Here is a 19854-nt window from a genome sequence, read left to right as displayed (position 1 = left end):
CGCCGCCTTCGCGGGATGCCGGGATGCCTGGGGTCAGGCCGCCGCCAGATAGGACTCCAGGAATTCCACGAATACGCGCACCTTGGCCGATGAGTTCAGGCGCGAGGGATAGACGGCCCAGATGTTGGCCTCCTGGCGGTATTGCGCAAGCACCTGAACCAGCTTGCCTTCGGCGATCAGCGGCCCGACATCCCAGGCGGAACGCAGGATGATGCCGCGGCCGTCGACCGCCCACTGCACCACCATCTCGCCGTTGTTGGCCGACAGCGGTCCCAGCACCTTGACGGTGTGCTCCTGGTGCCCGCGCCGCATGCGCCAGACACCGAAGGGATGGTCGCGCTCTTTGATGACCAGGCAGTCGTGCGTGGCCAGTTCCGCCAGCGTGCGGGGCGTGCCGCGCGCTTCCAGGTAGGAAGGGGCGGCGCACAGCACGCGGTGGTTGCTGGCGATCTTGCGCGCGATCACGTGCGGCGCGATGTCGTCGCCCACGCGCACATCCAGGTCAAAGCCCTCGGCCGCCACGTCGACCAGCCGGTCGAAGACTTCAAAGCGCACCTGCACGGCCGGGTACTTGGCGGCGAAGGCGGACAGCGCGGGCGCCACGACGCGCCGCCCGAAGCCGAAACTGCTGCATATGCGCAGCAGGCCGCGCGGCTCGCGCCGCGTGACGCCGACCTCTTCGACCAGATGGTCCACGTCGTCCAGGATGCGCTGGGCCCAATGGTAGGCCCGCTCTCCGGCCTCGCTGACGACGACACGCCGCGTCGTGCGGTGAAACAGCGGGGTGCCCAGATGTTCTTCGAGTATCCGGATGCGCTTGGTGACGTAGGCGGGCGACATGCCCAGGCCCTCGGCGGCTTTGGAAAAGCTGGAGGCGCGCACCACGGCGCAGAACACCCGCAGGTCGGCGGGGGGAATGTCATTATTCATGATTCGTGCATATTCAATTCACGGTGTGGCTCATTGTAGATGGGGCGGTGTGGCGCATACCATCGGTCCCACCCTGTTTTTAATCACCGGTGACCCACTCATGTCTCACGTTTTCAAGATCGCGGCCATTGCCGGCGACGGTATCGGCAACGAAGTCCTGCCCGAAGGGCTGCGCGCCGTGAACGCGGCCGCCAAGCGGTTTGGGCTGACCCTGCAGATCGACACCTTTCCCTGGGCCAATTGCGAGTACTACGCGCGCCATGGCGACATGATGCCGCCCGACTGGAAGGCCCAGCTTCAAGGCTATGACGCCATTTTCTTCGGCGCGGTGGGCTGGCCGGCCACGGTGCCGGACCATGTGTCGCTGTGGGGCTCGCTGCTGAAGTTCCGCCGCGAATTCGATCAATACATCAATCTGCGCCACGTGCGGCTGTTCGACGGCGTTCCGTGCCCGCTGGCCGGCCGCCGCGCGGGCGATATCGATTTCTTCATCGTGCGCGAGAACACCGAAGGCGAATACACCAACCTGGGCGGGCGGCTGTTTGCCGACACCGACCGCGAGATCGTCATCCAGGAATCGGTGTTCACGCGCCACGGCACCGACCGCGTCATGCGCTACGCGTTCGAACTGGCCAACCGCCGCGAGCGCAAGGCGTTGACCGTGGCGACCAAGAGCAACGGCATCGCCATCAGCATGCCCTGGTGGGACGAGCGCGCGGACGCCATGGCGCGCCACTACCCCGACGTCAAGACGGACAAGCAGCACATCGACATCCTGGCGGCGCGCTTCGTGCTGCAGCCGCAGCGCTTTGACGTGGTGGTGGCGTCCAACCTGTTCGGCGACATCCTGTCGGATCTGGGGCCGGCATGCGCGGGCACGATCGGCATCGCGCCGTCGGCCAACCTGAATCCCGAGCGCGCCTTTCCGTCCTTGTTCGAGCCGGTGCACGGTTCGGCGCCCGACATCTACGGGCAGGGCATCGCCAACCCGATCGCCATGATCTGGTCGGGGGCGCTGATGCTGCAGTTCCTGGGCAGCCAGGAGGCCCATGACGCCATCCTGCGCGCCATCGAGCACTGCCTGAAGGACGGCCCGCGCACCCCCGACCTGGGCGGCAAGGCCAGGACGGAAGACATCGGCCGCGCCATCGCCGACCATATCGCGGCGCACGCCTAGTCCGCGCTACCGGGCGGCGCTGGCTTCCGCCGTCTCCGCCGCGCGCTGCGGCGCGGCGTCGTCATGCTGGGCCGCCCGCAGCTCCACGCGGGCGGTGAGCAGGGTGCTCCCCGGCGAGGAACTCACCTTGAGTGTTCCGCCTGCCCGGGCGATGCGGGCGTGCATGCTGCGCATGCCGACGCTGACGCCGGCCTGCTGCACCGCCGCCACGTCGAAGCCCACGCCGTCGTCCTCGATGTCCAGTTCCAGAACGTCCGGGCCGGGCTGCCGCAGCTCGACCCGGATCCGCCGCGCGCGGCTGTGCTTGACCACGTTCGTCAGCGATTCCTCCACCAGCCGGGTCAGCGCCAGGCACTGCAGGGCGCTGGGGGCGGGGCTCCAGTGCGGCGGAAAGCGCCAGCCGGAGGCGATGTCCAGTTCGTCGAACAACTGCACGAATCGATGGCGCAGCGGCGCGATCCATTCCTGGGGCGTGGCCGGGACCTTGACGCCCGCGCTGGATCCGCTGTCGATGGTCTGGCGCAGGTCGTCGCGCAGCAGCTTGAGCATGGAAAGGAACTGGCGGCTTTGCAGCGGCACGCTGGACTGCTCCACCACGGCCATCATGCGCACCAGCGAGCCGCCCAGTCCGTCGTGCAGGTCGTGGGCGATCTGCAGCCGGTCGTGCAGCCGCGTGTTGGCCATCGCCAGCGCGTGCTCGCGTTCCAGCGTCGTGGCCAGCTCGGTGCGGGCCTGCGAGATGCCGTCGGCCAGCTCATGGTTGAAGCGCTCGATGCGCTTGACGTTGCGCGCATGCCGCAGCCCCAGGATGGCGGACATGCACAGGGTCACGACCAGGCTGCTGAATGGGGTGTATGCGTAGCCGGTGTCGATGAGCTTCAGGACCCGCAGCAGGTCGTGGGCGCTGACGAACAGAAAGATCAGCAGGCAGACGGCAAACATGCCGTGCTCGGGGCGGCGCGTGCGCATCGCGTGCAGCGGAAACTGCAGGCAATTGGCGAAGAATACGGCGGCGGCGGTCAGGGTGATGACGAGCTGCGACCAATGCAGGCTTGCATCGGGCGTGAAGGCGGCCAGGGCCAGCAGGGCGGCAGACAGCATCCACAGCGCTTTTTCAAGACGCGGCAATGCCTGCCCGCCAAAGCGCCAGGTGAAGATGCAGAAGCAGGCCACGTACAGCACCAGCACCATGACGTTGGCGCGAGCCGCCATCAGCGTGTTCGGAAACGGCCAGGGGCTGGTCATCAGCACGTTGGCGACGAACAGCACCCAGAACAGGGCCGTCAGGGCGTACCAGCCATAGGTGCGCTGTTCGCGGCGCACGACCCAGATGCAGAAGAACAGGCCGCCCAGCACCGCGGAGACGATCAGATTGAGCTGGAACAGGGTGCGGTTGTTCCACTTCAACGCTTCGTAGTGCCGCAGGAGCGCGCTGGGCTCGCCGATCCGGACCGGGCCCAGGCCCGGCGTCTGGCCCGCCACGCCCACCACCCGGATCCACATCGTGTTGACGCCCTCACGTATCAAGGCGTCGGGGATGAGCCAGTAGCGGGGCATGTTCCAGCTACGCGTCAGCGGCTCGGTCAGTTGCGGGTCGCGCCAGATCATCGCGTCGTTGACGAAGACTTCGCCTGCCATGACCACGGACTCCAGCGTCAGCGCGACCGGTCCGGGCTGCGCGTCCGGACAAAGCCGGCGCCAGTCGATCCGGTACCAGGCGGAGCCGCCGTAGCCGGGCCAGCGGCGGCTCCAGTCGTCGGGCAGGGTGGCCGGTTGCCACGCGTCGGCGGCGGGCCGGGCGCCATCGCTGGCGGCCTGGGCCACGCCAATGGAAAGTACTTGTGCCGCGCAGGCCGCGGGTTCGGATGCCGGCTGCTGGGCCCAGGCCGGCAGGAAGATCAGCGCCAGCCACAGGCCGGCCAGCCACTTCAGTCGAGCAAACCCCGTGATCGCGCCGTGTGGATCGCCCGCGTGCGCGAGGATACGGCGAGTTTGCGGTAGATGTGCTTGATGTGGCATTCGACGGTATAGCGCGACAGGTGGAGTTGCTCGGCGATTTCGCGGTTGCCCAGGCCTTCGGCCACCAGGCGAAGTATCTGGCTTTCGCGGGGGCTCAGTATCTCATCCGTCGCCGGGCCGGCCGGGTCGGCTTGTTCGGCGGGCCGGGGGCGCAGCTCTTCGATGATGCGGCGGGCGACAAAGGGATCGATGGGCGCGCCGCCGCGCAGCACGCTGCGGATCGACAGCGCGACCTCTATGTCGTCGCGTTCCTTGAGCACATAGCCGGTGGCGCCCGCGCGCAGCGCCGAGAGTATCGCGTCCTCGGTACACCAGGCGGAAATGACCAGGATGGCCAGGCTCGGGTCGGCCGCGTGCATCTCGGCGATCAGGTCGACGCCGCTGCCGTCCGGCAGGCCCAGGTCCACCAGCGCCAGCGCGACCGGCTGGCCGGCCAGACAGGCGCGCGCCTGCGCCAGCGACGACGCGAAAACCAGCGCGTCGGACTGGTATCCCAATTGCAGGAGCAGTCCCTCAAGCCGCCGGCAGACCAGCGGTTCGTCCTCCACCAGGAGTACCGGGGCGGGCAGGGTGAGCTCGGAAGTCAGCATAGGGGAAGAGGGCATGGGGTCGAGGCGGGAGGCAGGGCGGCGGCCCCGGCGCGATTCTGCCGGCGCCAGGCAAGGCTGAACATCCCTGAAATTGGGTATTTTCCGCTGTGAACGCGCAAGCCGCTGATTCTAAAGCACCGAGGCCACGCGCCGCGGCTTGCGTCCACGGCGGGCTAATTCGTGGAAGATCCTGGTATCAAGCCCAAGTCCTGGAATATGGCGTGTACCAGTTTCATGCGCGCGGCGGCGTCCTGGCTGTTCCTGATGTCGATATTCAGGGCGAAATAGAAGACATCGCCTTGCCGTTCCAGGTAACCCACGAGCCAACCCGTCTGCGGCGCCCCTTCCTCCCCCAGCCCCGCCCAGCCGCTCTTGCCGCTCAGGCGGTAGCGCGGCGTGTCCTCCAGCACGAGCATGTCCTTGGTCATCCGCACGGTCCGTTCGGACAAGCCGAGCTGATTGACATAGAAACGGCGCAGGAAGTCCACCTGCTCGTTGGCGGAAATCCGAAGCCCGCCAGTCAGCCAGAACTGGTCGATGCCGCCAGAGATGTCGCGGTTTCCGTAGTCGAAGCGGTCGACATACGCCTGCATGCGTTCGGCGCCCACGCGCCGGGCGATCTCCTGGTAATACCAGACGGTCGAGTTTTTCAGCGCCGATTCCAGCGTATGGTCTTGCGCCCACGCCGCCGGCCACCAAGGCTGGCGCGGGTTGCGTTTGCTGTCCCACTCAAGCTTGAAATCCTTGCCCTGCGCGACGCCGGTTTCCAGGGCGATAAGCGAATTGGGAATCTTGTAGGTGGACGCCGGCAGGTATCGCCGCGCGGCCCTTTCCTCGTCGTGGCGCCGGTACGCGCCGGTCTGTCCATCAAGCAGAACGAAGGTGCCCGTCACCTGCTCCTCTCGAAACCTGGCGGCGATGTCGGCCTGCGGAAGTTCGGCGTGCACGCTTGCCGATCCCAGTAATGCGATCAGCGGCAGGGCGGTGTTTGCGAACAGACGAAATAGCGGTCTCATGGTGTCTCCGTGGTGGCATGCGGCTTGCATGCGGCCGCAAGAATATGCCCGCCTCATGCGAGCGCCAATCGAGCGCCCGTAACCGCTGTAACATCGCGAGATGCCCGGAAAAACCCAGATCGATCTAGACCATCCGCTTCTCGTCGACGGCCAGAAAGCGCGTTTTCAATCGGTGTGGCTGCTGCTGAGAATCTGGCACGCGCAGCGAGAGGGTGAGGGGCCGGTCTCGGGATCGGCCGTGCAGGCCCGGTACCCGGGCAACGCCAATCTCCGCATGCTTGTTTCGCGGGCGTTCCGCGATTTCACCGCCTGGGGCATCGAGGTGGGGTGGGGCAACGCCGTGGACGTGCCGGTTGCGCTGCTCAACCCTGCCCGGCGCAGCCAGGGACCCTTCTGGATGACGAAGGCCCAGGCGGACGAGTTGTCGTTTCGACTGAAGGGCAAGCCCGCGGATCGTGACCTCGTGGCCGGTTTTCTCGGCCTGAACGAGCAAGCGGTGGCGCACGCCGATCCTCTGCAATACGTGACGCAGGACGGCACGTACTGGAATCACCTGACCCAGGCCATGCGGCTGGCGCTGGATGGCATGGCAATGACCGCGGGCGTGAGCGGGGCCGCGAGCTTTCGCGCCGCCGAGCGATCGGCGCTGGACGACTTCCAGCGGGCGCTGGCCATACTCAAGGAGAGTCTGGCCTGGCGCCGCCACGGCAATGTCAGGCGCAGCGAGGAAGCGCTGGCGAGACTGGCGAAAATTCTCCAGTCCCCGGCCGTCGGCACGTCCTTGCCCACCTTGTCCGCGATGGCTTCGGTGGCCCGCGCCTGGAACTGCTATGCGCGCGGCGATGTCAGGCAATCGCATGCCGGGCTGGACCGTCTGGCATCGGACCAGCATCTGGGGCCGGTGATCCGCTACAACCCCCGCGTGCGTTTCGAGTATCTGAACTTGCGGGCGTTGCTGCACAAAGATGGCGCCCTCGAGGACGAAAACACGGATCTGGCCTGGAAAATGAACCAGGCCGAGAAAGCGATTTCGTCGCTGTCGGAGGCACTGCAGGCCGCTTACGAAGCCGACTCGGTCGAGGCCGCCCAGGACGTGGCGGCCAACATCGGATGGACCTTGTGGCTATGCTGGCGGCAACGGCTGCTTGCCGCGTTCAACGGCCACGAAGTCCGCACGATGCAAGGGCTGTCGTTGCGCTGGATCGGACTGTCGGAATGGATATGCGACCGCTTTGGGGTCGGTGGCGGCTCGGCGTGGAATACCGTGTTCGTGCTGCGCATCGCTCGCGGAAATTGCGACGACAGAAGCGGCGACCTGAAGCGCTTTCAAGCGCAGACGCCGCTTCCGGTTGGCGAAATGCTGGAGGCGGCAAAACCCTTCCATGCCGCGTTTTCGCGTGCCAAGGGATACGAAGACTGGTCGGCTGTCGCCGCCTTCACGCTGGAGGAGCATGATGCAGGCCGTGTTTCCTATGGGGCGCTGCAATTGGCCAACCTGCTGTTCGAATTCGTTTGGTTCAGCGCGAACCAGCGGGGGCTGAGCCGCGAAGCTTTCACGGCGGTGGAACGGCTGGGGCTTGTCGTGCGCGGGCTGCCCTGGGGGCAACGGCGCTTCTTCAGGGAAATCCTCAAAACCCTGCCCGCGCCGCTCCAGATGGCCGCGAAGGAGGCCGCCGCCAGGCGCGAGGCCTAGCGCCAGGTCAGCGCGGCGACATTCCGTTGCTTTCTGAGTGCGTGATGGCGCGCGAGCTCCATTACTATCCTGTCATGAGCCAGCGGAAGACGACCCCCAAAAGAAGTCCCGACGCCTGCATCCGCGTCCGGGGCGCGCGCGAACACAACCTGAAGAATGTGGACGTCAGCATTCCACGCGATGCGCTGGTGGTGTTTTCCGGGGTGTCCGGCTCGGGAAAATCGTCCCTGGCGTTTGGCACGCTGTATGCCGAGGCGCAGCGCCGGTATCTCGAATCCCTGTCGCCCTACGCCCGGCGCCTGATCGATCAGGTCGGCGTGCCCGACGTGGACGCCATCGACGGCCTGCCGCCGGCCGTGGCGCTGCAGCAGCAGCGCGGCACGCCGAACGTGCGGTCCACGGTGGGCAGCGTGACCACACTGTCCAGCATGTTGCGCATGCTGTATTCACGCGCCGGCTCCTATCCCGCGCGCCAGCCCATGCTGTACGCGGAGGACTTCTCGCCCAATACGCCGCAGGGCGCCTGCCCGAACTGCCATGGCCTGGGCCATGTGTACGACGTGACCGAGCAGTCCATGGTGCCGGACCCGTCGCTCAGCATCCGCGAGCGCGCCATCGCGTCGTGGCCTCCGGCGTGGCACGGACAGAACCTGCGCGACATCCTGGTGACGCTGGGCTATGACGTGGACAAGCCCTGGCGCGACCTGCCAAAGAAGGACCGCGACTGGATCCTGTACACGGACGAGCAGCCGACCGCGCCCGTCTATGCCGGTTTCACGCCCGCCGAGACCCGCGCCGCCTTGCGCCGCAAGCTGGAACCCAGCTACATGGGCACCTACACCGGCGCGCGCCGCTACGTGATGCATACCTTTGCCACCACGCAGAGCGCCATGATGAAAAAACGCGTGGCGCGCTTCATGACCGGCGCGCCGTGCCCCGAGTGCGGCGGCCGCAGGCTCAAGCGCGAGGCCTTGTCCGTGACCTTCGCCGGCCTGGATATCGGCACCCTGTCGCAATTGCCGCTGAGCCGGATCGCCGAGGTGCTGGCCCCCGCCGCCGCGGGCCGCTTCGATGACGCCCCGGGCGCCGCGGCGGGCGCCACGCGCAGCAAGGCGGCGGGCTTGAAGGACAACGCCAGGCGCGTGGCCGCCGGCGGCCTGGCGCACACCGGCAGTTCGGACGTCCGGCGCACGCCGGATTCGTCTCCGGAAAAACGCATCGCGGCGCAACGCATCGCGCATGACCTGGTCGAGCGCATCGGCACCTTGCAGGCGCTGGGACTGGGGTATCTGGCGATGGACCGGTCCACGCCGACCTTGTCGCCGGGCGAACTGCAACGTTTGCGGCTGGCGACCCAGATCCGCTCCAATCTCTTCGGCGTGGTGTATGTGCTGGACGAGCCGTCCGCGGGCCTGCACCCGGCGGACGGACAGGCCCTGCACCAGGCGCTGGATCAGCTCAAGGCGGCGGGCAACACGCTGTTCGTCGTCGAACATGACCTGGATACCTTGCGGCGGGCCGATTGGCTGGTGGACGTGGGCCCCGGCGCGGGCCAGCACGGCGGGCAGGTGCTCTACAGCGGCCCGCCCGAGGGCCTGCGCAAAGTGAAGGAATCGCTCACCGGGCAATATCTGTTCGACGCCCGCGCCGCCGATCGTCGGCCGCCGCGCGAACCGGCGGGGTGGCTGGCGCTGCGCGGCGTCCATCGTAACAATCTGCACGGCGTCGACGCGCGCTTTCCGCTGGGTGCGTTCACGGCGGTCACGGGGGTGTCGGGTTCGGGGAAATCCAGCCTGGTCAGCCAGGCGCTGGTGGAACTGATGAGCGAACACCTCGGGCAGGAACCGGCCGTCGAGGAAACCGAGGGGGACCTGCCTCAGCCCGGCAGCCTGCCGCGCACGAGCGGCCGCATCCACACCGGGGCGGATGCGATCAAGCGGCTGGTCAATGTGGACCAGAAGCCGATCGGACGCACGCCGCGGTCCAATCTGGCTACTTATACGGGGCTGTTCGACCACGTCCGCAAGCTCTTTGCCGATACCAAGGCGGCCAAGACTCGGCGCTACGGCGCCGGCCGCTTCTCGTTCAATGTGGCCCAGGGCCGCTGCGAGACCTGCGAGGGCGAGGGCTTCGTCCACGTGGAGCTGCTGTTCATGCCCAGCGTGTACGCGCCTTGCCCCACCTGCCAGGGCAGCCGCTACAACGCCAAGACGCTGGAAATCGAGTGGAACGGCCGCAATATCGCCCAGGTTCTGGCCATGACCGTCGACGAGGCGCGGGCCTTCTTCAAGGACGAACCCGTGGTGCAGCGCCCCTTGGCGCTGCTGCATGAAATCGGCCTGGGCTATCTGCGGCTGGGGCAGCCGGCCACCGAACTATCCGGCGGCGAAGCGCAGCGCATCAAGCTGGCCACCGAACTGCAGCGCAGCCAGCGCGGCAATACGCTGTACGTGCTGGACGAGCCCACCACGGGCCTGCACGCGGCGGACGTGGACAAGCTGATGGCGCAGCTTCATGGCCTGGTCGATGCCGGCAATACCGTGGTCGTGGTCGAGCATGATCTGCGCGTGGTGGCCGGCAGCGACTGGATGATCGACGTCGGCCCCGGGGCGGGCGAAGAGGGCGGCGCCATCGTGGCCGCCGGCACGCCGGAACAGGTCAGCCGCGGCAAGGCGGGCGTCACCGCGCCGTTCCTGCGGCGCCTGTTTGCATGAGGACTCGCGCCTTTCATTCATAGGGCCGCGCGCCCGGGACGGGCCGGCCCGCTACGGCTTCATTTCCTGTGCCAGGGTCGCCTGCATGCGCTCCATGCTTTCCTGGCCGACCTGGATCAGTCCGCTGCCGGGCTGGTCGATGTCCAGGATGAAGGTCAGCACCAGTGCGATGAGCGCGGCGAACATGCCGGTCGATATCGTGCGCCGCCGCCCGTTCAGCGCGGTGCCATAGGCGAGGTAGGCCATGGAACCCGCGGCCACGATGAACAGCAGGTAGTACACCGGTTCGGGAACGTGATTTTCCAGCGCGACGCGGCGCTTTTCGTTGATCTGCGCCATCTCGTTGATGGCCTGGATGAACATGATGGTGGAGATCGAGGGCGGGTTTTCCGCCCTGGCGGCGACCGCCGACCGGATCTGGCGCTCGATGCGCCGGGCGGTGGCGTTGGCGGCATTGAAGCGCGGCGAGTCCTGATCGGCCAGATGGTAGTCCAGGGATGCCGAGGTGTACTCGTGCAGCATGCCCGCGACCATGGGGCGGTGTTCGGCGGGAATCAGTTGCGAACGCCAATAGGCGTTGCCGATGGCGTTGGCTTCTTCAAGCACCAGGTTCTTCCGAGTCTCGAAGCGCGTGACCGACATGGCGAAGGTAAAGCCCAGCAAAAGCGCCAGGAGGCCGAGCAGGGCGGTCTGCAGCGCGAAAATGTGGGTCTTGGCGGCTTCGTCGGCCGGCTTGCGCAGCCTGCGTCCCAGCCGGTAGCTCAGCTCGATGACGGCGAGGAAGATGATGAGCACGACGAAAAACAGATAGACCTCGTCAAGTTCCCTGAGCATGCGGTATCCCTCGATTGATTTTTGCGATCCAGCGTATGCCGTTTGGGCGGCGCGGGCAAGCACGCCTATCCGGCGGGCGCCGGACGGTCCGTGTACGGACTGTCAGCGAAAAGCCAAGATCTTGGAGTAAGGTGTTGCCTCCCTTCCAAGAGATTCCGCACGGAGCAGAACTTGAAATACCGCAAACTCGGCCGCACCGACCTGGATGTCAGCCTGATCGGGCTGGGCACCATGACCTGGGGCGAGCAGAACACCGAAGCCGAAGCGCACCAGCAACTGGACTACGCGCTGGAGCGGGGCATCAACCTGGTCGATGTGGCCGAGATGTACCCCGTGCCGCCCAAGCCGGAAACGCAGGGCCTGACCGAAACCTATATCGGCACGTGGCTGGCCAAGAGCCGCCGCCGCCAGGACATCGTGCTGGCCAGCAAGGTGGCGGGCCCCGTGCGCGATCCCAAGCGTCCCGGCCACATCCGCGACGGCAAGACCTTCCTGGACCGCAAGAACCTGACCGAGGCGCTGGACGCCAGCCTGAAACGCCTGCAGACGGACTACCTGGATCTGTACCAGCTCCATTGGCCGGACCGCACCACGGCTACTTTCGGCCAGTTGAACTATCCCTGGGTCGAGGACGAGCACACCGTCCCGATCGAGGAAACGCTGTCCGTGCTGCAGGATTTCGTGCGCGCCGGCAAGGTCCGCCACATCGGCGTGTCCAACGAGACGCCTTGGGGCGTCAGCCAGTTCCTGCGCCACGCCGAAAACCAGGACCTGCCGCGCATCGCGTCCATCCAGAATGCGTACAGCCTGCTGAACCGCGTGTTCGAGATCGGCCTGTCGGAATTCACGCACCATGAGGGCGTGGGACTGCTGGCGTATTCGCCCCTGGCGATGGGCATGCTCTGCGGCAAGTACCTGGACGGCGCCCGGCCGGCCGGCGCCCGTCTGACGGTGTATTCCCGCTTCACGCGCTACTCCAACGCCCAGGCCGAGGCCGCCACGCGCGAGTACGTGGCGCTGGCGCGCGTGCAGGGCATTTCGCCCACGCATCTGGCCCTGGCCTGGGTGAACCAGCGTCCGTTCGTCACCAGCAACCTGATTGGCGCGACGTCGCTTGCACAGCTCAAAGAGAACATCGACAGCGTGGACGTGACCTTGGCGCCGGAGATCCTGGACGCCATCAACCAGATCCACACGCGCCACCCGAACCCGGCGCCCTGAGCCCGGCGCCCTGAGCTCGGCGCCCTGAGCTCGGCGCCCTGAGCTCGGTTGCATCGCGGCCAGCAAGGAAAAGCCCGTGGCGCTTGTCAGCGCCACGGGCTGTTGTCTATCCGGCAAGCGGCGCGATCAGGCCGAGCGATCAGGCCGAGCGATCGCTCGCGCGATCAGGCCGCGTCGGCCGCCAGATCCCATAGCCTGCCGGGCGCGAAATCGGCTTGTTCCCCTTTTTTGGCATAGCCCAGCGGGTTGGCGATGACGCGGCAGCCGTTCTGTACATAGTCTTGGGCGCAGTGCAGATGGCCGTGTATCCAATAATCGGCCAGGGGCAGCAGGCCGTCCAGCGCGTTGCAGAAACCCGCCGTGCCGGCCGTGACGCCGTAGCGCGGATCGGCGCTGGCCAGCGTGGGGGCGAAATGGGTGATCGCCACGGTCGGGCCATCGAAGGGGGCGCGCAAGGCGGCGTCCAGCCATTGCTGGCACGCCAGGCCCTGCTCGCGCATCTGCTCGGCCATGAAAGGCGCGCCATGGCGGCGCATCTCGGCCTTTTCCAAATAGAAGTCGGCGGCGCGGAAGGCCTTGGCGCGCTTCTTCAAGACCTCGCCGATCGTGTCGCCGGGAGCGGCCAACGCGTCGAAATCCGTCCACAGGGTCGTGCCCACGAAGCGCACGCCGCCGATGACGCGGGTTTCCCGTTCCAGCCATAGGATGTCCAGCGCGTCGCACAGTTCACGCAGCCGCGCGTGCGTGTCGTCGAAATCCAGGTTGTCGTATTCGTGGTTGCCGGGCACGTACACCACGGGCGTGGGCCAGCCGTTGCGGGGCGAATAGCTGCCCAGACCGAAGTCCGTTCCGTTCAGCCTGGAGCCTTGGCGATACGAGCCGATGTCTCCCGCCAGCACCAGCAGGTCGGCGCCGGGCGCCGGTTCGGCCAGAAAGGTGGGATCGGTCTCTAGGTGCAGGTCGGAAAGCAGTTGGATCTTCATGGCCACTATCTTAGGCGACGCGCGCTGGCGCCGTCCGCTGCGCGGCGGACCCATCCATGCGACACTTTCCATCAGGACCGGACCACCCGAAGATTGGAGGAACTTTCATGCGTATTGCCATCGCCGCGGCCGCCGCGCTCTTGCTGGCATCGGGCGCCCAGGCGCAAGGGCTCGATTGCAGCAAGGCGTCCACCCAGACGGACATGAGCCTGTGCGCCGATCAGGCCTACCGCAAGTCCGACGCGGCGCTGAACGCCGCCTACAAGGAAGTGATGGCGCGCCTGAAGGACAACCGGGATGCCACGACGCAACTGCAGGCGGCACAGAAGGCCTGGCTGTTCTTCCGTGATGCGGAATGCGCCTTTTCGTCGGGCGGCACGCCGGGGGGCAGCGCCTACCCCATGGTGCTGAGCATATGCCTGGACAAGCTGACCCAGGCGCGCACCAAAACGTTGCGCGCTTACCTTGAGTGCAAAGAGGGCGATATGAGCTGCCCCGTCCCCGGCAAGCAATGACCGCCGTCCAGCAAGCAGGCGGCGGCGTGGCGGAAACGGATTCTGGCCTGATCCTGGATGGACAGGGGGTCCCGCGCTGTTTCTGGCAGCCGGCCATGCCCCACTATCACGATCACGAATGGGGGCGGCCCGTCTCGGACGACCGCCGCCTTTACGAAAAGATCTGTCTGGAGGGCTTTCAGGCAGGCATGGCCTGGATCACCATCCTGCGCAAGCGCGAGGCATTCCGCGAAGCCTTCGACGATTTCGATTTTGCCAGGGTGGCCCGCTACACCGACCGCGATGTGGAACGCCTGATGGGAAACGCCGGCATCGTGCGCAACCGCGCCAAGATCGTGTCCGCCATCAACAATGCCCGGTGCGCGCTGGCGTTGGCCGACGAGGCAGGTTCCCTGTCCGGCTGGCTCTGGAAGCACGAACCGTCCGCGCAGGAACGCCCCGCCACGGTGGACCGGCACTACTGGGACAACCATCCCACGTCGGCGGCGTCGACAACGCTTTCGCGCGCCTTGAAGCGGCGCGGCTGGACGTTCGTGGGGCCGACGACGATCCATGCGTTCATGCAGGCGGTGGGCATGGTCAACGAGCACATGAACGGTTGCGTCTGCCACCAGGAGATCGAAGCCGCGCGCGGGGCCTTCAAGCGGCCCGGATAGCGGGGATTGCACGCCGGATATTGAGTTAGTTGCGGTTCGCAAGTATATTGGTTGCGAACCGCAACTTAGGGCGTCCGCCATGGATCTCATCGATTTTCCGTCCCGGTCCCGGGAAAAGACCATCCAGGACTTGCGCGAGTTTTCCCGCAAGCTGGTGCGTGAACTGGGCTTCATGCGCACGTCGCTGGCCGGCAGCGACCTGGCGCCGTCGGCGGTGCACGCCATCATCGAGATCGGCCTGCAGCCGGGCATCCAGGCGCGCGATCTGGCGGCCATGCTCAGGCTGGACAAATCCAACACCAGCCGGCAGGTGGCCAAGCTTGAAGCGGGCGGATTGCTGGCGCGCGAGACCGACGCCGGCGACGCGCGCTCGTCCAAGCTCTACCTGACCGATGCGGGAAATGCGCTGCGCGCGCGGATCGATCAGTTCGCCACGGACCAGGTGTCGCATGCGCTGCGGCGCCTGTCGCCGGCCGACCAGGAATCGCTGATCCGCTTCCTGTCGCTGTACGCCGACGCGCTGTCCAAGGAAAACCCCAACGTTACGCCCGCGAGCGCGGCCGGCGCCATCGAGGACCAGATCCATCAGGGCTATCTGCCCGGGTGCATAGGCGATATCGCCAGCCTGCATGCCCGCTACTACGCGCAGGCCTCGGGCTTCGGGGTGTACTTCGAGCGCAAGGTCGCGACGGAGCTCTCCGATTTTGCGGAATGCCTGCCCGCGGCGGGCAAGAGCATGTGGCTGTACGTGGACGGCGGCAGGACGCTGGCATCCGTCGTCATCGATGGCGACGCGGCAGCCCGGCAGGCGCATTTGCGCTGGTTCATCGTGGACGAGTCGCTGCGCGGGATGGGCGTGGGCCGGGCCCTGCTGGCGCGCGCCATGGCGTTCGTGGACACGCAGTACGACGAAACCTATCTGTGGACCTTCAAGGGACTGGATGCCGCCAGGCATCTGTACGAGGCGGCGGGCTTCACGCTGACCCACGCGTCCGAAGGCAGGCAGTGGGGCAGCGTGGTGGTCGAACAGCGGTTCAGCCGCCCTAGACCACGCTGATGCGCAGCTCGGCCAGCAGCGCCGCCGCCTGGGTCTTGGAAATGGTGGCGCCCGCCAGCCGCGCCGCGGCGGTCAGGTCGATGCCGCTGAGATCCACCTCGCGCAGGTCCGCGCCTTCGAAGCGGACGTTCTTCAGCGTGGCGTTGCGCAGGCTGCCGCCCTGGAAGACGGTGTCGCGGAAATCGCTGCCGGACAGGTCCGCGTCCGAGAAGTCCAGTTGAACGATGTCCGACTTGCGGAACGACACGCCGCGCAGCAAGGCGCCGACCAGCAGGCATTCTTCCAGCGACCAGCCCAGGTAGGCGATGCCGTCGAAGTCGGAGCCGGTCAGCTTGCAACCCTGGAACCGCGCCGAGGCGAGCCGCGCGCGGCGCCAGTTGGCGTTGTTGAGATCGCAGTTCTGGAACACGGCGTCGCTCGCGTCCGCCGAGGCGAAGCTGGCTTGCCCGCCGCGGCAGCGCAGCCACTGGGAATCGGCCAGATTGGCGCCCTGAAACGAGGCGTCCGCGATGGCGCAGGCGATGAATTGAAAGCCGCGCAGGTCCAGGCGGGAAAAGTCCGCGTTTTGAAAGTCGCAGTCCTGGAACGACAGGGGGGTGCCCGCGGCCTGTTCGATCAGGGCCTGCATGACGTTTCGGTCTACGTCCCGGCCCGTCAGGGGCTCGATGGTGTGTTGTGTCATGGCGCTATTGGAACATGCCATTTTCCACGCAGAACACCACCAGCTCCTGGTCGGTCCGCACGTTCAGCTTGCGCATGGCCGCGATCTTCTGGCCGCTGACGGTCTTGACGCTGCGCCGGAGCGTGCCAGCCACCTGCATCATCGATTCGCCGCGGATGAAATGGCGCAGCACTTCGAATTCCTTGGGTGACAGGCTGTTGATGCGGTCGCCGATGAATTCGCTGCGCGAGGCCATCCGGTCGCTGCGCTGAAAACCCGGGGGATGATATCTGCGTCCCGCCCACAGCGTGTGCAGCGCCGTGACGATTTCAGCCAGGTCGTCGCGCTTGAGCACCACCGCGGCAACGCCCGCGTCATAAAGGGCCGAAATGATCATGGGGTTGGACATCATGGTCAGCACGACGACCTGCGTGCGCGGAAAGTGCCGGGTCAGATATTCGATCAGGCGCATCCCGTCGCCATAGCGTTCGTCGCCGGGCATGGAGTAGTCGGTGACGACCACATGCGGCGGTTCGCTGGCCAGCTGTTCGACCAGCGCCGTGGGGCTGGCCACCGCCGCGACGACCTCGAAGGCCAGATTCTTTTCGAGCAGGTCGCGCATGCCCATGAGCACGAGCGGGTGGTCATCGGCCAGGACAATTCGAAGTCTTTCCATGCGGTTGCGCTGTCGGATGAGCAGGAGGCATCGGTGGATTTTGCACCAGGCTTCTGGCTTGAACCAGAGGTGCCCGGTGTCCGCATTGAGCGTCCTGTCATTGGCAAGCTCCTTCAGCTTCCGGGGCCCTTCACCGATTGCAGGTTCTGCCGCAGCACCGTCAGCGGCAAGGGCTTGATCAGCAGGGCGTTCATGCCCGCGTCCAGTCCGCGCTGCAGTTCGTCCGGAAAGGCGTTTGCCGTGACGCCAAGAACCGTTTTTCGATAACCGCGCGCCCGCAGCCTGCGCGTGAACTCGTAGCCATCGACCAGTGGCATGTTCAGGTCGGTCAGCACGGCGTCGAAGCTCAACAGGTCCGGCAGGGCCAGGGCCTCCTGGCCGTTTCCCGCCAATGCCACCGAACAGCCCAGGAGTTCGAGTTGCTCTTGGAGGACGAGCTGGCTGATGGGGTGGTCTTCGGCGACCAGGATGCGCAAGGCCAGCGGTTCGGGCCTGGCGCCGGGGCCGGAAGGCGGGGCCAGCGTGGCGCCGCCGCGCGCCAATTGCACGGCATGGGCGATGCTTGCCAGGTTGTAGGCGCTGGCAAACCAATGGCGGGGGCCGTCGTCGACGCGGGGCCGCTGGCCTGGAGGATGCACGATCACGCGAGGCCCGCCCCATTGGGCGGTTTCCTGGCCAGCGGGCCAGGCTTGCAGCAGGACCGCGGGCCGGGCGGCCGGCGAGCCGGCGGGCGCGTCGCCGGGCGGCGGATACGGCAGCGCCACGGCTCCCCAGCGTTCGAGCCAGCCGCACAGATTGGCGACGATTTCCGGTACGGCGCCCAGGACATACACGGCGGTGTTGTCGAGCGGAAGCGGGGAAGCCTGGGACGAATCCGGGGCCAACGGAAGGCGGACGTCGAACGTGATGCTGGTGCCCAGGCCGGGTTCGCTGACCGCGTTGAGCTTGCCGTTCATCATGTCCGACAGGCGGCGGCAGATGGCCAGCCCCAGGCCGGTACCGGGCGAATGCGGCCGGGTGTCGCCGTCCACCTGATAGTAGGGTTCGAACAGGCGGGCCTGATGTTCCGGCGCGATGCCCAGGCCCGTGTCGGCGACCTGGAAGCTCAGGTCGGCGAAATCGGCGTCAAGGCCGGCCAGCTTCAGCCGCAGGACAATCTGCCCGGAACCGGTGAACTTGACGGCATTGCTGACCAGGTTGTCCAGGATTTGCCGGATGCGGGCAGCGTCGCCCACCACGGCATCGGGCGTGTCGGGAGCGGCCACCGCGTAGCTGCGCAGCCCCTTGGCTTGCGCGCGGGCGGCAAAGCTGGCGACGACGTCGTTCATCAGCCTTGCGGGCGAGAACGGCGCGGGTTCCAGGACGGCGTGGCCAGCCTCGATGCGGGACAGGTCCAGCGTCTCGTTGATGGTGTGCAGCAGCGTCGCGGAGGACTGCTGGATGGTTTCGAGATACTGCGCCTGCTGGCCGCTGACGGGCGTCAGTGCAAAGAGCTCGAGCGTGCCGAGGATGCCGTAGAGCGGCGTGCGGATCTCGTGGCTCATGGTGGTCAGGAAGACCGTCTTGGCCTGGCTGGCGGCCTCCGCGTCGCGTTTGGCCTGCAGCAGCGAATGCTCGACCTTCTTCAGCGCCGAGATATCGCTGATGCCGCAAAGCACCACGGCTTCGCCGCGATACGTGGTGGGGGCGAAGGTGAGATAGGCGCTGCGGCCATCCGAGAGCTCATGTTCCTGGACGGCGCCGTCGCCCAGGCCGGAGAGGATCTGTTCGCGCCACTGCGGCGCACCCTGGAACCAGCGCCGCGCCATGTCGTTGGACAGCACGACCTCGCCGTTGGCGCGGCGCAGCAGGCAGAGCCCCACGGGCGCCACTTCGATCAGCTTGCGGTTCAGGGCCTCGGTGTCCCGCAGGGCCTCGTACTGGCGTCGCGCTGGCAGCACCAGCCGGCGGCGGATGTAGCGGGTCAGCAGGAGGACGGTGGCGGACAGCAGTAGCGACAGGGCGCCAGCCCATCGCAGCGCGGACAGGTTTTCTTCCAGCACGCGCCGGATAGGCGTGTCGTAGACCAGCCGCCAGCCGTCCTCGCCGACCGACTTGCTCAGCACCAGGCGTTCCGGCAGCCAGCCCTTTCCGTGCAGGCTGAAGGAATCCATCGTGAGGGCGCGGCCGAACGCGACGTCCGCGACATCCGCGCCCGGACTGTGCAGCATGGGCCGGCCCTTTTCGTCGAAAAGCACGTAGCTGCCGCCGGTGGCGCGCGAGACGTCCACCGCGGCGTCCACGCCGGTGACGTCCAGGCCGATCCAGCCGGCCCCCGGGTCGGCGAGGTCGAGCGGGGTATAGAGAAAGAGCTGCTGCGCGGCAGCGTGCCTGGGCGCGTGCAGCCAGACGATGGGCGCCAGACCGTCCGGCTGGTGGCGGGCTTCGATGCCGGACAGCGCGTCGGCCAGCCATTGCTGAGTCTGCGGATCAATGGGCGGCGGCGCCGGCTGACCGTGCGCGGCCTGGCGCAGCGTGCGCGAGTGGCGCGCCGAGCTGTAGACGAGCCCGGCTTCGGCCAGGGCGATATCGCGCAGGTCGCGGCGCGTCAGGATCAGGGCCCAGTCGAACGCGCCGGGTTCCTCTTCAAGCGGCAGGACTTCGACCTGCCGGGTGGTGCCCAGATAGACGGAGGTTTGGCCGATGGGCTCGCCCCGGGTGTTGCGCACCGCCGAGGCCGAGATGGACCGCAGCAGGGCTTCGCGGCGATCGAAGAATAGCTGCGCCTGGTAGGCCGCGGCGTTCATCTGGCGGCGGTAGGCGGAGACGGCCTTGTTGAAGGTCCAGGAAAGATAGATGGTGGCGCCCGCCGCGATGCAGACGATCAGGGCCGCCGCAAGAAAATGCAGAAGCAGGGAGGCCGTGCGGGGCGCGGCCTGGGGGTCAAGGGCGAGGGCGCCATGGTCGTCTACCAGCATCCGATGCATGGTAGGAACCCGCATCCGCCGGGAGAATAAGAAGAATCTCAAAAGCGCCGGGGGGCGCGCGGGGGGATGCGGCGCGGCGGCGGCCCGCCTTGGGCCGTCTCGCGCCTGGCTGGCCGTGCCTGACCGGCCGCGCCTGACCGACAGTA

16 protein-coding genes are annotated in these 19854 nt (G+C 66.9%); 7 read left to right on the top strand and 9 right to left on the bottom strand.

The annotated features are described in order from the left end of the window. Positions 1–33 precede the first annotated feature (33 nt). Entirely contained in the window at positions 34–930 is an 897-nt protein-coding gene (locus ASE30_RS10825) for a LysR substrate-binding domain-containing protein (protein ID WP_057284296.1), read from the bottom strand. Between the two features lie 100 nt (positions 931–1030). Here ASE30_RS10825 and ASE30_RS10820 point away from each other — a divergent pair, with 100 nt between their 5' ends. Beyond that, positions 1031–2107, top strand: a complete 1077-nt coding sequence (locus ASE30_RS10820) for a tartrate dehydrogenase (protein WP_057284295.1) — start codon at positions 1031–1033, stop codon at positions 2105–2107. Between the two features lie 6 nt (positions 2108–2113). On the opposite strand, the gene ASE30_RS10815 is transcribed toward ASE30_RS10820, so the two are convergent. The 3 genes from ASE30_RS10815 to blaOXA all read right to left on the bottom strand — a co-directional run bounded on the left by ASE30_RS10815 (position 2114) and on the right by blaOXA (position 5732). Next, positions 2114–4126 (bottom strand): ATP-binding protein, encoded by a 2013-nt coding sequence (locus ASE30_RS10815; protein ID WP_057284294.1) that lies wholly within the window; start codon positions 4124–4126, stop codon positions 2114–2116. Continuing rightward, on the bottom strand, positions 4036–4731 hold the full coding sequence (locus tag ASE30_RS10810) for a response regulator transcription factor (protein WP_057284293.1): 696 nt from the start codon (positions 4729–4731) through the stop codon (positions 4036–4038). Before ASE30_RS10810 ends, ASE30_RS10815 begins: the two co-directional genes overlap by 91 nt. A 158-nt stretch (positions 4732–4889) precedes the next feature. Beyond that, positions 4890–5732: a class D beta-lactamase gene (gene blaOXA / locus ASE30_RS10805; protein WP_057284292.1), complete on the bottom strand. Its 843-nt coding sequence runs from the start codon at positions 5730–5732 to the stop codon at positions 4890–4892. Positions 5733–5832: 100 nt separating this feature from the next. On the opposite strand from blaOXA, the gene ASE30_RS10800 reads away from it, so the two are divergent. Both ASE30_RS10800 and uvrA read left to right on the top strand, forming a co-directional pair. Beyond that, a complete protein-coding gene (locus ASE30_RS10800) occupies positions 5833–7425 on the top strand; it encodes a hypothetical protein (RefSeq protein ID WP_057284291.1) in 1593 nt (530 codons plus the stop codon). A gap of 74 nt (positions 7426–7499) precedes the next feature. Then, on the top strand, positions 7500–10139 hold the full coding sequence (gene uvrA, locus ASE30_RS10795) for an excinuclease ABC subunit UvrA (protein WP_057284338.1): 2640 nt from the start codon (positions 7500–7502) through the stop codon (positions 10137–10139). Positions 10140–10190: 51 nt separating this feature from the next. Here the strand turns inward: uvrA and ASE30_RS10790 are convergent, their stop codons facing one another. After that, complete coding sequence (locus tag ASE30_RS10790; protein ID WP_057284290.1) at positions 10191–10973, bottom strand: hypothetical protein; 783 nt, start codon at positions 10971–10973, stop codon at positions 10191–10193. A 171-nt stretch (positions 10974–11144) separates the two neighbouring features. On the opposite strand from ASE30_RS10790, the gene ASE30_RS10785 reads away from it, so the two are divergent. Then, positions 11145–12194, top strand: a complete 1050-nt coding sequence (locus tag ASE30_RS10785) for an NADP(H)-dependent aldo-keto reductase (RefSeq protein WP_057284289.1) — start codon at positions 11145–11147, stop codon at positions 12192–12194. Positions 12195–12358: 164 nt separating this feature from the next. On the opposite strand, the gene ASE30_RS10780 is transcribed toward ASE30_RS10785, so the two are convergent. Next, positions 12359–13177, bottom strand: coding sequence for a metallophosphoesterase (locus tag ASE30_RS10780; protein WP_057284337.1), 819 nt, complete (start codon positions 13175–13177; stop codon positions 12359–12361). Between the two features lie 107 nt (positions 13178–13284). On the opposite strand from ASE30_RS10780, the gene ASE30_RS10775 reads away from it, so the two are divergent. The 3 genes from ASE30_RS10775 to ASE30_RS10765 all read left to right on the top strand — a co-directional run bounded on the left by ASE30_RS10775 (position 13285) and on the right by ASE30_RS10765 (position 15405). Further along, a complete protein-coding gene (locus ASE30_RS10775) occupies positions 13285–13692 on the top strand; it encodes a lysozyme inhibitor LprI family protein (RefSeq protein ID WP_057284288.1) in 408 nt (135 codons plus the stop codon). Continuing rightward, the gene (locus tag ASE30_RS10770; RefSeq protein ID WP_057284287.1) at positions 13689–14348 is read left to right on the top strand and encodes a DNA-3-methyladenine glycosylase I; all 660 of its coding nucleotides are present in this window, start codon (positions 13689–13691) and stop codon (positions 14346–14348) included. Before ASE30_RS10775 ends, ASE30_RS10770 begins: the two co-directional genes overlap by 4 nt. Positions 14349–14427: 79 nt before the next feature. Then, the gene (locus ASE30_RS10765) at positions 14428–15405 is read left to right on the top strand and encodes a helix-turn-helix domain-containing GNAT family N-acetyltransferase (RefSeq protein ID WP_057284286.1); all 978 of its coding nucleotides are present in this window, start codon (positions 14428–14430) and stop codon (positions 15403–15405) included. Here the strand turns inward: ASE30_RS10765 and ASE30_RS10760 are convergent. From ASE30_RS10760 to ASE30_RS10750, 3 genes are all read right to left on the bottom strand, one after another. Continuing rightward, positions 15392–16087, bottom strand: coding sequence for a pentapeptide repeat-containing protein (locus tag ASE30_RS10760; RefSeq protein ID WP_057284285.1), 696 nt, complete (start codon positions 16085–16087; stop codon positions 15392–15394). The two genes, ASE30_RS10765 and ASE30_RS10760, sit on opposite strands and share 14 nt — an antisense overlap. A 4-nt stretch (positions 16088–16091) precedes the next feature. Next, the gene (locus ASE30_RS10755) at positions 16092–16742 is read right to left on the bottom strand and encodes a response regulator (RefSeq protein WP_057284284.1); all 651 of its coding nucleotides are present in this window, start codon (positions 16740–16742) and stop codon (positions 16092–16094) included. A 113-nt stretch (positions 16743–16855) separates the two neighbouring features. Further along, the gene (locus ASE30_RS10750) at positions 16856–19708 is read right to left on the bottom strand and encodes an ATP-binding protein (RefSeq protein WP_235515247.1); all 2853 of its coding nucleotides are present in this window, start codon (positions 19706–19708) and stop codon (positions 16856–16858) included. Positions 19709–19854 lie beyond the last annotated feature (146 nt).

Source organism: Achromobacter sp. Root83 (assembly GCF_001428845.1).
Taxonomy (GTDB): domain Bacteria; phylum Pseudomonadota; class Gammaproteobacteria; order Burkholderiales; family Burkholderiaceae_B; genus Achromobacter.
The sequence above is the reverse complement of the archived record's forward strand: the minus strand, read 5'-3'. Positions and strand labels throughout refer to the sequence as shown.

Excerpts from the sequence above, each read along its gene's own strand:
- blaOXA (WP_057284292.1), bottom strand. The coding sequence starts at position 5,732 with ATGAGACCGCTATTTCGTCTGTTCGCAAACACCGCCCTGCCGCTGATC.
- uvrA (WP_057284338.1), top strand. The coding sequence starts at position 7,500 with ATGAGCCAGCGGAAGACGACCCCCAAAAGAAGTCCCGACGCCTGCATC.
- ASE30_RS10790 (WP_057284290.1), bottom strand. The coding sequence starts at position 10,973 with ATGCTCAGGGAACTTGACGAGGTCTATCTGTTTTTCGTCGTGCTCATC.
- ASE30_RS10815 (WP_057284294.1), bottom strand. The coding sequence starts at position 4,126 with ATGCCACATCAAGCACATCTACCGCAAACTCGCCGTATCCTCGCGCAC.
- ASE30_RS10825 (WP_057284296.1), bottom strand. The coding sequence starts at position 930 with ATGAATAATGACATTCCCCCCGCCGACCTGCGGGTGTTCTGCGCCGTG.
- ASE30_RS10765 (WP_057284286.1), top strand. The coding sequence starts at position 14,428 with ATGGATCTCATCGATTTTCCGTCCCGGTCCCGGGAAAAGACCATCCAG.
- ASE30_RS10800 (WP_057284291.1), top strand. The coding sequence starts at position 5,833 with ATGCCCGGAAAAACCCAGATCGATCTAGACCATCCGCTTCTCGTCGAC.
- ASE30_RS10770 (WP_057284287.1), top strand. The coding sequence starts at position 13,689 with ATGACCGCCGTCCAGCAAGCAGGCGGCGGCGTGGCGGAAACGGATTCT.
- ASE30_RS10780 (WP_057284337.1), bottom strand. The coding sequence starts at position 13,177 with ATGAAGATCCAACTGCTTTCCGACCTGCACCTAGAGACCGATCCCACC.
- ASE30_RS10760 (WP_057284285.1), bottom strand. The coding sequence starts at position 16,087 with ATGACACAACACACCATCGAGCCCCTGACGGGCCGGGACGTAGACCGA.
- ASE30_RS10810 (WP_057284293.1), bottom strand. The coding sequence starts at position 4,731 with ATGCCCTCTTCCCCTATGCTGACTTCCGAGCTCACCCTGCCCGCCCCG.
- ASE30_RS10755 (WP_057284284.1), bottom strand. The coding sequence starts at position 16,742 with ATGGAAAGACTTCGAATTGTCCTGGCCGATGACCACCCGCTCGTGCTC.
- ASE30_RS10750 (WP_235515247.1), bottom strand. The coding sequence starts at position 19,708 with ATGCATCGGATGCTGGTAGACGACCATGGCGCCCTCGCCCTTGACCCC.
- ASE30_RS10820 (WP_057284295.1), top strand. The coding sequence starts at position 1,031 with ATGTCTCACGTTTTCAAGATCGCGGCCATTGCCGGCGACGGTATCGGC.
- ASE30_RS10775 (WP_057284288.1), top strand. The coding sequence starts at position 13,285 with ATGCGTATTGCCATCGCCGCGGCCGCCGCGCTCTTGCTGGCATCGGGC.